The organism is Gemmatimonadota bacterium (assembly GCA_021295815.1).
In the GTDB taxonomy this organism is placed as follows: Bacteria; Gemmatimonadota; Gemmatimonadetes; order Longimicrobiales; family Gaopeijiaceae; genus JAGWBQ01.
Genome location: JAGWBQ010000024.1, coordinates 30269 through 42928 on the forward strand (window position 1 = coordinate 30269; position 12660 = coordinate 42928).

At 65.5% G+C, this 12660-nt stretch carries 9 protein-coding genes; 1 reads left to right on the forward strand and 8 read right to left on the reverse strand.

What is annotated here, in order from left to right:
* Positions 1-123: 123 nt before the first annotated feature.
* The 5 genes from J4G12_09505 to J4G12_09525 form a co-directional block, all read right to left on the reverse strand.
* Entirely contained in the window at positions 124-1272 is a 1149-nt protein-coding gene (locus tag J4G12_09505) for a hypothetical protein (GenBank protein ID MCE2456028.1), read from the reverse strand.
* Positions 1273-1274: 2 nt separating this feature from the next.
* A complete protein-coding gene (locus J4G12_09510) occupies positions 1275-2882 on the reverse strand; it encodes a DUF4340 domain-containing protein (GenBank protein MCE2456029.1) in 1608 nt (535 codons plus the stop codon).
* Positions 2879-5110 carry a Gldg family protein gene (locus J4G12_09515; GenBank protein ID MCE2456030.1) on the reverse strand — a complete coding sequence of 744 codons (2232 nt, stop codon included), beginning with the start codon at positions 5108-5110 and terminating at the stop codon, positions 2879-2881. Before J4G12_09515 ends, J4G12_09510 begins: the two co-directional genes overlap by 4 nt.
* The gene (locus J4G12_09520) at positions 5107-6132 is read right to left on the reverse strand and encodes an ATP-binding cassette domain-containing protein (GenBank protein MCE2456031.1); all 1026 of its coding nucleotides are present in this window, start codon (positions 6130-6132) and stop codon (positions 5107-5109) included. Before J4G12_09520 ends, J4G12_09515 begins: the two co-directional genes overlap by 4 nt.
* A gap of 198 nt (positions 6133-6330) precedes the next feature.
* Positions 6331-7053 (reverse strand): DUF72 domain-containing protein, encoded by a 723-nt coding sequence (locus tag J4G12_09525; GenBank protein MCE2456032.1) that lies wholly within the window; start codon positions 7051-7053, stop codon positions 6331-6333.
* Between the two features lie 130 nt (positions 7054-7183).
* Here J4G12_09525 and J4G12_09530 point away from each other — a divergent pair, with 130 nt between their 5' ends.
* A complete protein-coding gene (locus J4G12_09530) occupies positions 7184-7513 on the forward strand; it encodes a hypothetical protein (GenBank protein ID MCE2456033.1) in 330 nt (109 codons plus the stop codon).
* A gap of 93 nt (positions 7514-7606) precedes the next feature.
* Here the strand turns inward: J4G12_09530 and msrA are convergent, their stop codons facing one another.
* From msrA to J4G12_09545, 3 genes are all read right to left on the reverse strand, one after another.
* Positions 7607-9736, reverse strand: coding sequence for a peptide-methionine (S)-S-oxide reductase MsrA (msrA, locus tag J4G12_09535; protein ID MCE2456034.1), 2130 nt, complete (start codon positions 9734-9736; stop codon positions 7607-7609).
* Positions 9737-9838: 102 nt separating this feature from the next.
* Positions 9839-10660 (reverse strand): (Fe-S)-binding protein, encoded by an 822-nt coding sequence (locus tag J4G12_09540; protein ID MCE2456035.1) that lies wholly within the window; start codon positions 10658-10660, stop codon positions 9839-9841.
* Between the two features lie 87 nt (positions 10661-10747).
* A complete protein-coding gene (locus J4G12_09545) occupies positions 10748-12034 on the reverse strand; it encodes a 6-bladed beta-propeller (GenBank protein ID MCE2456036.1) in 1287 nt (428 codons plus the stop codon).
* Between the last annotated feature and the right edge of the window lie 626 nt (positions 12035-12660).

The window sequence follows — 12660 nt, forward strand, 5'->3', positions numbered from 1 at the left end:
GCACCCAGCGTTCTCCTTGCCGGCAAGGTCTCGGATTCCGCGTCGATCTCGAACCGGGTCCCCGATGACCACGGCGGGTGAGCCATGACCACCGGGGTGGGTTGTCGGGAGGCGCCGTCCCGGCTAGCCTGCCCGACCCGGCTCGGCGTGTCTCTTGTCCGCAGCGGATTCGGCCCCGTTGCGCCCGGTCTCCCGATCCAAGGAGGGCAGGATGCCCGGGCAGGGATCTCCGCTTACATGGCGGAACGGATGCAGAGAGACGCCGTCCGCATCCTGGTACATAACCCGGGTTTCTCTTCCACCGACGTTCCGTGTTTCTGTGATCCGACGGAATACCAAAGCACTGTCGGCGTATACGCGCATGAACTTGTGCTGTGTGTCCCAATCGTCGGTGCGAACAACCGCATGGCACCCACCGTCAGCCCTGAAAATTGCACCCTGTACGCCACGAAATGTGGTAAGAAGAACGAGATTGCCGTGGTCGTCCAGAGATAGACCGTATGGTCCACCAGACGGATCGAACAGTTCGCCTGGAATGGTAAGGCTGGTTTCGCCGTCACTCGAATATGCGACCAGAGAGATCAGAGACTCGTAATCCGTAACCTTCGGTGGCTGACCCTGCCTCAACAATTGCACGTCTCTGAGCGAAAGCACGTCCCTGTTAGGAAATAGCACATACGCCACATCCCGCGTACAGTCCACATCCGCTACAAACACAGTTAGGTCCGGATCGGGCAGCCTCCCGGGAACGAACCGCGGACCGATGCCCCGATCGCCCGTCGGCGCGCGCAGCAGGACGGCATCGTGGACCGGAACAGCAGGTTGTCCGCCGAAATTGCAGACATCCCTGCTACCCGGGGCCTCCGGTTGCCAGAGGGAGATGAATTGCCCGGCCGTATCGAACTCGATGACTCTGTACTGTCCTTTGACAAAGATGCCCTCACCCGGTACCGCCGCGATGCCGCTCCAACTCTTCCGGATCTCCGCCGGACCGTCGCCTCGAGGAACGGGAATGGTCCGCACCCGCTCCCCGGTCTCCATCGAAAATACCATGACGGCGTCGACGTCCTCAAGGTCCTTGACATAGAGAACACCCAAGGTGCGGTCCAACGCCATGTAGTCGGACTCCATAGTGATTGCTCGCCACTCATCATCAATCATGTGGCGCCCGGAGTTGAAGTCGACTTCAACTATTTGCTGAGCCGAGCCGCCGATGGCGCCACCGATCAGAGCCAACGCGACCGCCGACATCGATTTCGCGAGGGTAGCCATGGTCAGCGTTGGGATGCCACGGGCGACCTATTTCCCCCACAGGCGTCACTATAGACACAAACCTTTCTCGTTACGGTGATGCTGTTCTGGACGGAGACAATAAAAGTCGCGCCTGCTGAGAAAGTATATGATTCTTCATACTCATCCAGGAGCCGGCACGCGGTGACTTCGAAGCCCAATCCATCCTCAGCCACCTCGTGCGAATAGACATAATCCGCACAGTCGTGTGGAATGGCGACGGGCACCGATTCCTCGGCAATTCCGGTACTCGACACCGGTTCCGCACAACCCGAAGCCAGGTCGACCGCATCGTCAAACGAGTCACTGCGGAGACCGGGAGCGGCCATCGGACCAAGACCGCCTACTCCTGAACTACGCGCTACCTCGGCAAGATCCGTGACGGCGACCGAAGTTCCGCGAACTGCAGTCATCCCGTCGGTCTCCAAGCTCAGCGTCTCATCGGACGCCGGTGGAACGGTTTCTCCGACCGCGAGCGGACCAGGTACAGGTACCTCGGCTTCGGCAGCCGGGAAGTCCTGAACGATCAGTGACTGCATGTCATCTCCCGGGCATTCGGCCCAAGCGGCAGGTGGTGACGGTTCGAAGGTCGGGATGACCATCGAACCCTGCGGGCAGGACCTTAACAGGTTTCCTCTGGGTGGCAAGGGCCGTCGTTTCGGACGTGTGCCATGCACGAAGTGGCTCGCTAGTTCCCTTCCTCTTCCTCCGCAGCGAGTTCCTCGCGGAGCGGGAACATGCGGTCCACCCGGAACGCCTGCAGTCGGTAGATGATCGACTCCTTCGCCGGCGCCCAGGGTGAGCGCGCCCATGACGGAACCGTCCGGTCCGAGCGCTCGGAGCGAAGCAGCCTGCTCCATCGCCACCAGAGAGTCTCCGGCCTCGAGGAAGCCGGGGGCGTCGACCCGATTGAGGTCCGTCATCAACTGACGCAGGCCGGAGGCGTCGAGCGCACCACCTTCGTCGGCGAAGCTCCACGCCGAGTCGCCGCGCACGATGGCGTAGGATTCGCCGTCGCGCTCGATCTCGACCCGCGCCACCCTGGCGGTATCCACGGTCAGGAGTCGCTTTCTGCGCCAGTCGTCGAGCTGCCTGCGCATGTGAACGCGAAGGTCGCCCTCGAGCAGGTAGACCTCGTCCGAGCCGGGCAGCCGCACGTAGGAGGTCGCGAAGCGGGCGCCCTGGCCACCGACCAGCAGCGTCCGGGACTCGCCACCGACTAGGAACTCGAGCGTCCAGGCTCTGTCGTCGGTCACGTCCATGCGCTCGTGGTTGTCCGGATTCGAGGCGGCGAGACTGCCGATCGCGGCGCCGTCGATCACGTCCCAGAAGCGGGCGAGATTGGCGGAGTCGGCGGCGTACCCGTTTATCAGCCAGCCGGTCGGGCTATCACCACGGATGAGCTCGAATTCACCCGCCGTGCTCTCGATGCGCACCGATTCGACCGCCCGGTTCACCTCGTCGAAGAAGGCCGCGATCTCACCGGCGGCATCGGGTGTTCCCTCCCTCTCCGGCAGCAGGGTGGCGATCCCCCAGGCGGCCGCCGTGACCACCAGGAGTCCGACCATGATGCGAAGGGTGCGATCACTCACTTTTTCTCCTCCTCCTCCCAACGGGCCATGGCGCGCTTCCTGCGGCCGGTTATGCGGATTGCGCCGATCGCTATGAAGAGCAGCGGCATCCCCGCGAGGTTGCCCCACTTGAGCAACTCCTTGGTCGCGTCGTCGTCCTCGAACACTAGCGGAGCCGGTTCCCGGTTCTTGGAACGGATGTTGATCAGGACATCGTCCTGCGCCAGCCAATCGATGGCGTTGGCAAGGAAGATGAGGTTCGTGGGATTCGCCTGCACGTCGGCCTCCTCGACGAAGGTCGCGTCACCCACCACGACCAGCCTGCCTTCGGATTCGCCCTCGAGCGGCAGCACCGCCAGCCCGACCATGTGCGTTTCGAGCTCTTCTCTCGGTCGCGTCCAATCCTGTTGCGGCACCAGGGGCTCCATGGGGCCTTTGAGCCCCGCCGCCTCGCTCGTGACCCACAGAGGCGTAATCCGCGCGCTGTCCTCCGCCTCCAGAGCGGTAGCCCAGCGCAGGGAGAGCCTTTCGAGTTCGGAGACCGTGGCGTGGTCCGAGCCGCGCATTGCGATAGGCCAGAGGGGGTAGGGAGAGACTACCGGACCGAAGAACGAGCGCCGTCCGGTGTCCACGTTCGAATGGGAGGCGAGGTCGGCGACCAGTTGGCCGGTTGTGCGCACCCCCCGGTCCGCCAGCAAGCCTTCGATCCCGGAGAAGACCGGGATGGCCTGGGTGGGATTCTGAGGATTGAGCAGTATGGGCTCGACGAAGATCAGAGCCGAGCCGCCGGCGTTCATGAACGCCCGCACCCTCTCCACGGCCAGGCTGTCGAGCGGTTGCGTGGGTCCACCGAGCACCAGCACGTCTCCCTCTCCTAGCTCGATGGGCGGCGCCGAGTCTCCGGCGATCTCGATCGAGGTGATTTCGTAGCGATCCCCGAGGCCGGTGGAAAGGAGCGGAACCTCCGCGGCCCCCTTCATCCCGAAGCCGCTGGCGAACGCGACCTCGCCTCGGTCGGTTCCGGTCATCCGGTCTATCGACGAAACCAGCCGGAACTCGAGGTCGTCGGTCCGGCGCACCACCTGGAGTATCTCGCTGTCGTCGGCGTAGAGCGCCACGAGGCCGTAGTAGCCGCGACGCTCCACGTACTCGTCGTCGCGAAGCACGTTGAACTGCACGGGATAAACGCCGTAGCCCGCCGCTTCGGCCTCGGCCTCCTCGTCACCCTCGGGATCGATCTCGCTCACCACCAGGTTGCCACCGGCGGCTGAGCGCATGTCGGAGAGCAGGTCCCGCACGTCGCGAAGCTGGATCTGGATCTCCGGCGGCAGTTCGTCGGATGCGTAGAGCTTTATCTGGACGATGTCGTCGAGATCTCCCAGAACCTGGCGGGTCCCGTCGGAGAGGGTATAGAGCGAGTCGGCGGTCAGGTCGATCCGTCCGCGGATGTGCGACCCCAGGAGGTTGACGGTCAGGACGAGACCGGTCACGACCCAGACGCCCAGCCGCAGGCGCCTGGCCTCGGCCCGAGAAGGGCTGAGCCGGTCGCGGCTCACCACGCCTATGGCGAGAACCAGGAAGAAAGCCGAGGTGGTCGCGAAGTAGACGAGATCGCGCAGGTCGATCACGCCGCGCGCCACGTTGTCGAAGTGCGAGATCACCGAAAGACGTTCCAGCCACCCCGATATGAGCGTCGGAAGTCCGATCTGCACCACCGGCTGCCCTACGAGGATGAGGACGAAGGCGATGGTGGCCGCCACGATCCAGGCGACGATCTGGTTGCGGGTCAGCGCCGAGGCCAGCAGTCCCAGGGCTACGAACTGGGCGGCGAGGAAAGCCGCACCGACGTATTGGGCGACCATGATTCCGGGATCGGCGTCCGACACGAGAAGCACGCCGATCGCGGTCGGCAGGGTTCCGGCGAGGGCGACCAGGACGAAGGCCCAGTTCCCCAGGAACTTGCCGATGAGAATGTCGGCCTCCGAGACCGGCTGCGCCAGAAGCCATTCCATGGTGCGTCCGCGCCTCTCTTCGGCCACCGCGCGCATGGTCACTGCGGGCACCAGGAACGCGAAGATCCAGGGAAGGAGACCGAAGATGGAGCGCAGCGAAGCCGTCTGCGTCGCGTACATGTCGCGGAATGCGAAGAAGAGCGAGACCCCGAGGAAGGCGACAGCGAGGACATAGGCGGTGGGCTGGTCGAACGAGCTGCGAAGCTCGCGCCGGGCCACGGTCAACGAACCCTTCATGAATCCTCCTCGGTGACGCCTGCTTCCTCGATAGTCGTCTGAAGAAGGTCCGCGTCTCCGTCCCGAGTGAGCTCCCGGAAGACGTCCTCCAGAGAATCGCTCTCCCGGCGCATCTCCCAAAGCGTCCAGCCGCGGTCGCGGGTGAGAGCGAAGATCTCCGGTCCCAGGTGCTCGGCTCCCGGGCGGGACTCCAGGCGGGCCCGCGTGCGGCCGTTCGCGGACTCGACCTTTACGCTCGCGACCCCGTCGAGAGCCCCGAGCGCACCGTGAATGGCGGCACTGCTCTCGGCACCTTCGCTTCCAGCCACGTTATCCTCTCCTCGTGCAAGCTCCACCACGTAGCTAGCGATCCCCTCGCGGTCGGCCCGCAGCTCCTCGGCCGTCCCCTGCTTCCGCAGCTTGCCTCGATGGAGAATCACCAGCCGCGAGCAGGTCGCCTCCACCTCCTGCATCACGTGCGTGCTCAACAGCACCGTGCGCCTGCGGCCAAGATCGGAGACGAGCCTGCGAATCTCGACCCGCTGATTGGGGTCGAGCCCCTCGGTGGGCTCGTCGAGGACGAGGATCTCCGGGTGGTGAAGGATGGCCGCAGCGAGCCCGATGCGCTGGCGATAACCCTTCGAGCACTCACCGATGGGCCGGAAGAACACTGCGTCCAGCCCGGTCTCTTCGGCGGCGTTCGCGATCCCGGCCCGGGCTTCGGCCGCGCTCATGGCGCGCAGATCGGCCACATGCTCGAGATACTCGACGACCAGCATCTCGTCGTAGAGCGGGTTGGCCTCCGGTAGGTAGCCGACCCGGCGCTTGGCCTCGGTCAGGTTGTCGGCGATCGGCTCGCCGTCGAACAGGATCCGGCCTTCGTCCGGCTGGAGGGTGCCGGTGATCATGCGCATGGTCGTCGTCTTGCCCGCGCCGTTGGGACCCAGAAAGCCCACCACCTCGCCGACCCCGACCTCGAAACTGAGGCCGTCGACCGCCGTGACGGAGCCGTATCGCTTCGTGACTCCTTCAACTGAAATCATCTCTCTCCGCAACTGTTGTGACGCCACGCCGGATCGGCGGTGATCTCACAATCGAGAGAGGGCGGCCGATCGGCACGAAAGCGTGTTGTACTTCGGGGCTGCCGTCGCCGGCCTGTATCGCCCGCGCTCAAAATTATATCGAATCGGCGAAGTGTGGAGCGTGGAGATGGGTGCGCGGGGTGCGGAACGATTCGGCTCCTACCCCGAGCCGGACTCGCCCTCGAACCGAGTCGCGAAGTCCTCGGCCAGCCTCGGTCCGGCCGCGTCGTCCTCGTGCTTGAAGAAGACGAAGGCGCGATCCCAGCCGGTGCGGCGGATCCGCTCCGCCCAGGAGTCGAGCTCCGTCTCGGAGTAGGCCGACCGATGCAGCCTCACATATCCCCAGGGCGCGGTCGAGACCAGAGGAGCGTCCGCGTCCGCGTCGTCCGTGTCCGAGCGCACCAGAGCCACCTTGTGCCGGCGCAGCAGTTCGTTCGTGCCGTCCGTGTTCCACGAGTCGTTCCGGAACTCGAACGCGGCGGGCACGTCTTCGGGCAGCCGGGCGAGGAAGCCGGCGAGAAGCTCGTGGTCCGCCTTCAGATTGGGCGGCAGTTGGAAGAGGAGCGCGCCCAGGCTCTCGCCCAGCGTCCGGACGGTGTCGAGCAGGTACTCGGTCGGCTCGTAGGCGCTCTCCCGAAGGCGCGAGAAGTGGGTGATGCGCCGGGAGGCCTTGAGTGAAAATCGGAACCTCGGTCCGACGGTGTTCCGCCACTTCTCAAGCACCTCGGCCTTGGGAAGCCGGTAGAAGGTGTTGTTGATCTCGACCGCCCGCAGCCGCTCCGAATAGTGGGCGAGCATCTTGCCGGCAGGCAGCTTCTCGGGGTAGAAGGGGCCCTTCCACTCCTTGTAGCTGAATCCGCTGGTTCCGGTGTGCAGGTTCATGGCGTTCACCTCCCGAAGTGGAACTTACCGGGCCTTGGTTTCGTCAAACAGGTGCGGCCCAACACCCGGATCGGTCAAGGCATCCGTCGGCCGGAGAGCCCCGCGATGCCGGCACGGAGAGAAGCGGCGGATGGAGATACACGAATGGATGGTGATAGTCTTGGCCTTTCTGGCGGGAGGCGGGATGGGCGTCTCCGGCATTCTCGTCTCCCAGTGGCTGGTCGGAAAGTTCGATGTGAGCAAGGAACGGGCCAACGCGCAAGCCATGCGTAGGATGAGAGGCGACATGATGGAGCTCGACAATCAGGTCACCAACATCGACGCGCGCCTCGATTTCACCGAAAAGCTCCTGGGCGGCGCCCTCACGGTCTCGCCGGCGCCGGCCCGCCAACGCCCGGAGCGGAGCGACGACCCGGAGGTGAGCGACCGGACCGAGGACCCTGACCGGGCCGAAATCTAGCTACCTGCGCGAAGCTCGCACGAGCCCCGAGAGCTGCGAAGCGCCTCGCGCGGATGCGGCGTCCGCTGCCGTGGGAGCCTTGTCCACGGGCCGCTAGACCGGTGTCCCGCCCCGCTTGAGAGCCCGACCGACCAGCGCCCCCGTGTGCTCGCCCTCCCTGATAGCGAACTCGCCGTTTATCAGCAGATGCACGGTGCCCCGCGAGTAGCGCCTCGGCGCCTCGTAGGTGGCTTCGTCGAAGAGCTCGTCGAGATCGAAGACCGCGATGTCGGCGTAGTGTCCCTCCCGCAGGTAGCCTCGATCGTTCCAGCCCAGAAAGTCGGCGGCGAGCCCGGTCATCGACCGAACTGCGAAGGGCAGCGCGACGACGCCCTCTTCGATCGCAAGCTCACGCAGCTTCTTGGTGAACGAGCCGAAAGCCCGCGGATGGGTGATCGCCCGCTCGGGTCCGGGATCGCGACCGTCGGTGCAGGTCATCATCCAGTCGAGCCCGGCGAGGTATCGGGTGTTCCAAGCGTCGTAGAGCCCATGGTTCATGACGGAAGCGTTGCCGTCTCGGAGAACGCGCCGCACCGCTTCGGGCGCATCCACGCCCCACTCGCGAGCCAGCTCGCCTAGGGTGCGGCCGTTCAGTCCTTCCCTACGGTCGACGAACATGATCGAATCGGCCCCGCCCCGGATGGCGAGCATTTCGCGGGTCTGACGGTCGATTTCGGCGAGGGTGTCGGGATGGTCGAAACGCCGAAGCATCTCGTCGTGGCCGCCGACCACGGCCCAGCTAGGGATCGTGTACGACCGCAGGTTGGACTGGGTCGCGGTGTAGGAGTGATGCGCTCCCGCCACCTCGACTCCTCGCTCGCGGGCCTGTTCGATCAGCCTCGCACCTTCGGGAGCCCGGCCGTAGTTGTGAGCCCCCTGGGCGTTGAAGTGGCTGAAGATGACCTTGGTGCCGGCCTCCTCTCCGATGCGGATGCCCTCCTCGATGGAACGGAGGTAACCGAAGGGCGGGTAGGCGGCGCCCAGGTCGCGGTCGTGAGTGTCGTAGATGGCCCCCGGGTATTCGGCGGCGATCCGGTTGAGCGCGATCAGTTCTTCGGTCTCCGCGTAGTTGCCCGGAAGGTAGAACAGCCCGCTCGACAGCCCATACGCCCCGCCCTCCATGGCGAGACGAACGAGATCGCCCATCAGGCCGAGCTCCTCCTCCGTTGGCGGGCGGTCGTCGAAGGACATCACCCGCGAGCGTACGGCGTTGTGGCCGACGAAGGTGAAGGCGTTGACGCCGATTCCCTGTTCGGTCCAGGCGGCGAGCTGTTCGGCGACCTCCGGCTGGCCTCCGCCGTCGAGCCCCAGGGCCACGCTCGTGATTCCCTGATGGAGGAAGGCGCGCGCGTCTCGTCCGTGATCTGTCTCGAGCTCCGCGTGCGAGTGCATGTCTATGAACCCGGGCGTGATCGTCAGACCGGTCGCATCCAGGGTGTCCCGCGCCTCCACGCCCTCCGCTGCGGCGTTTCCGATGAAGGAGAGACGCTCCCCGGTGATCGCCAGATCGGCCGTCACGGCCTCTGCGCCGCTGCCGTCGAGAAGCGAGCCGCCGAGTATGAGCGTATCCGCCGCAGGGCTCCCCCCGCCGCACGCGGCCGCCCCGACGAGCGCGAACGCGATCGTCATGCTGCGCAAGCGGTGGGCGAAGCGCTTGCGGAACTTGGCCACCTTGGGCGCGACCACGAAGGCGCAGTAAGGCTGACTTCGGTTGCGGGCGAAGTAGCGGTCGTGCTCGGTTTCGGCCGGATGGAAGGTCGCGAGCGGCTCGATTCGGGTCACGATGGGGGCGTCCCAAGGGCCGTCGCGGTCGAGCTCCTCGACCAGCTCCTCCGCGACTTCGCGCTGGCGGTCGGAGGTGTGGAGTATGATGGAACGGTATTGGGTGCCGACGTCGGCGCCCTGACGGTCTAGGGTGGTGGGGTCGTGGATGACGAAGAAGATCTCGAGCAGTTCGCCGTAGGAGATGACGCTCGGATCGAATTCCACCTTGACGACCTCGGCGTGACCCGTCGTTCCCGAACATACGTCCTTGTAGGTTGGGTTGCGCGATGAGCCGCCGGCGTAGCCCGACTTGACGGCCACGACGCCGACCACCTCCTGGAAGACGGCCTCCAGACACCAGAAGCATCCGCCGCCCAGGACCGCGATCTCAAGGTCGGTACCGTTCACATTGCGGGTCATGTTCGCTCTTCCTGTGCGTTCGTGGCCAGAGCCTCGGTCCACCGGCCCGAAGGGGGCCGGTCACCAACCGCAGCGGGCGTCGCCCCAGCCTGGACAGAGAAGCTAACGCGAAGCCATACCCCGCGCAGCCGCACCCATACCTTCCCGAAGGAGACTTGCGAGATGCCTGACGGGCAGGGTTCCGCCGCGCCTGCGCAGCCGTCCGCCGAGCTGCATGAGGCAGCCGGGGTCAGCCGAGGTTAGAGCGTCGACCGAGGGCAGGGTGTCGAGCTTGCGATCGGCCATCGCCGCCGAGACCTCCGGAAACTTGGTCGAGAAGAGTCCGCCGAAGCCGCAGCACTCTTCGGCCGCCTCCCACGCGACCGTCTCCGCGCCGCAGGCCCTGAGCAGAGCCGGCGGCTGAGCGCGCACTTCGAGCTCGCGCAATGCGTGGCAGCCGTGGTGGTAGGCGATGCGCTTGCCGCAAAGACCCTCGCCGAGCTTCGGAAGTGCACCGCCCGGTTCGCCGGCGTCGGCGGATTCGAGGTCGGCTCCCGGCGCTGCGGCAACGCCGGCGGCTCCCTCGCCACCTAGCTCCCGCGCAAGGAACTCGCCCAGCTCGAAAACGCGGTCGCCGATCTCCGCCCCACGCCGCTCGCCAAGCAGCTCGCGATAGCCGTTCCGAACCATGCTGGCGCAACTGCCGGAGAGGAAGATCGCGGGACGTCGGCCGCCGCCGTCGACAAGCGTTGCCGTGCGTTCGGCCATCCGCCTAGCCTCCCTGCGGTACCCCGACGAGTGGGCCGGCTGACCGCAGCAGGTCTCACCCCGTGCGAGATCGACCCGGAAGCCGAGATCGCGCAGCAGGCCGATCGCGTCGTCCACCGCGTCGCGAAAGAAGTTGTTGCCGAGACAGGTCGCGAAGAGGGTGACGCGATCAGACATGTGGATCTCCCTCCTGGTCCGGGCTGGTGAGGGGCGGTCGTAGTCCGGACGAGGCGCTGGCGTGGCGGCGCACCGCACGCCGGGCCTTTACCCGCCTGCTGGGGGCCGGCGCGAGCGTTGCCGGGGTTTTCCCGATCGGGAATATGGCCGGTACGTGCTGGTCAGGAAGCCGGCTTCATGACTAGGGGTGCCCTGACGACGTACCCCACACCCATCTCGTCCGTGATCCAGGTGTATATGGCGCCATGCCGGATCCAGAGTGGGCCGGCTGCCTCGAACCCGAGGCGAACGGAGCCCAGGTAGTCTCCGTCTTGGGAAAAGAGGTCGTAGAACGCGGGCGCATCGGCTGGAGTGACCCTTTGCACCCACAGCCGGCCTTCGTCGTCTACGAACGGGCTTGACGTCGGGGAGGAGAGCCGCAACTTCCTCGGCCTCGCGGCGCAGTTCGGGCATGAACTCGAGATACTCCTCCACGTAGGCGGCACGGTCCTCGTCCGTCACCGGTTGCACGGGCAGCCCGGCCTCGATGACAACCAATGTGTCAGCATCTTCGGTGGTCCGGGCGATGCGGTACTCCGCAGTTTTCGCACGCCAGAATCCCCCGGACGGGTTCACGACAACCGGCTCGGAGGCCTCGAAGCGAATGTCGAGAAAGCCCCAGAGAATCTCGGGCGTGGAGTATGCGTAGGACCGCCCCGTGACTTCACCGAAGTAGACGGAGTCCGTGGCCGCGGTGGACAGGTCGTAGGACTTGAAGTAGTGACGCTGGGTGACGTAGCTCAGTCCCATCGGAGGCGGGAAGCTCGCTTCCCCGACGATCTGGGAGGTCTCCTTCCAATAGCGGCCCAGGTTGTCGAAGGTCCCGTTCCAGATGTACGTGTAACTCATGACAGGCTTCAGGAACCGCCGAACCTCCACCCCGGTAGGGTCCACCCCGATGACCCTCCACTGGCCGGTGTCGTGGACCCACAGGAGGGTGTCTCCGGAGAGGAAAATCCCGTTGGCAGCCGCAATCTCCCCCGGGCCCTCCCCCTGCCGTACGATCGTCCGCAGGTATTGGCCACCGGAGTCGAAAACGCGGACCTCCGAGGCCTGCTGGTCCAGCACGTAGATGGTACCGTCGCTGGCGGCCTGGACGCCCCGGATGGCGCCGAAGACGAGATTCAGGTCCTCTCCGTCGATGGAGCCAAGTCTCAGATCCACGTTCGCTTCGGTGACTTCCGGCACGGTGTCGTCGATGGCGGGCAGGTCGGGATACCGCACCAGGAGCGCGCCGTTCGGTAGGGTTTCGCGCAGAGCGGGGGGTCCGCCGGATTCCGTGACGCAGGAGGAAACGGCGGTGGCGACGATGATAGTGAGTAGCGCACGAGACATGGGTTGTCACTTCCTGATCCGGGACAGTAGCTGAACCCGGCTTATTCATGAACCCGGCTTATTCATGAACCCGGCTTATTTATGACCTTGGGGTGAAGGGTAAGGTGGGGGGCTGAGGGAGCTCTCGCAACCCGCGAGGTGTCATCGTGATCCGGCGGCCCGAGACGGTGAGGCGCTGCTCGACGCCGTGCCGGAGGTGTTCGCCAAGGGCGGGAGGGGGAAGCTCGCCAAGGAGCATGAGGCGTAGATCCACGACCTGCACGCCGAACGGGAGGCACGGGCGGCGGCCGCCGAGCCCGTGGGGAGCGTCCGCGAAGCCATCGCGCAGGCGCGCCCTCGGTTGAACCACCGGCCTCATGACCCCCACGCGAAGCATCCCGGTTGCCTCTCTAGTGAGAAACTATTATCATTGCGGCCGAAACACTCTCGGCCACGCCCCGGTGCGACCCTACCGGCAGCGAGCGAGAACAAGCCGGGGTTCCAGGACGGGGATTATGAAGCGACTCATCGCAGTTCCATTTCTTCTGAGCATGGGCCTGAGCGCCGCCGCCGTGCCGGATGCCGAACAGTACCAGCTCCGGGTCGATCGCCTCGGGTACGCAACGACGACCCTCGAGGTCGGCCAC

Excerpts from the sequence above, each read along its gene's own strand:
- J4G12_09540 (MCE2456035.1), bottom strand. The coding sequence starts at position 10,660 with ATGTCTGATCGCGTCACCCTCTTCGCGACCTGTCTCGGCAACAACTTC.
- J4G12_09515 (MCE2456030.1), bottom strand. The coding sequence starts at position 5,110 with ATGAAGGGTTCGTTGACCGTGGCCCGGCGCGAGCTTCGCAGCTCGTTC.
- J4G12_09505 (MCE2456028.1), bottom strand. The coding sequence starts at position 1,272 with ATGGCTACCCTCGCGAAATCGATGTCGGCGGTCGCGTTGGCTCTGATC.
- J4G12_09520 (MCE2456031.1), bottom strand. The coding sequence starts at position 6,132 with ATGATTTCAGTTGAAGGAGTCACGAAGCGATACGGCTCCGTCACGGCG.
- J4G12_09530 (MCE2456033.1), top strand. The coding sequence starts at position 7,184 with ATGGAGATACACGAATGGATGGTGATAGTCTTGGCCTTTCTGGCGGGA.
- J4G12_09545 (MCE2456036.1), bottom strand. The coding sequence starts at position 12,034 with ATGTCTCGTGCGCTACTCACTATCATCGTCGCCACCGCCGTTTCCTCC.
- msrA (MCE2456034.1), bottom strand. The coding sequence starts at position 9,736 with ATGACCCGCAATGTGAACGGTACCGACCTTGAGATCGCGGTCCTGGGC.
- J4G12_09525 (MCE2456032.1), bottom strand. The coding sequence starts at position 7,053 with ATGAACCTGCACACCGGAACCAGCGGATTCAGCTACAAGGAGTGGAAG.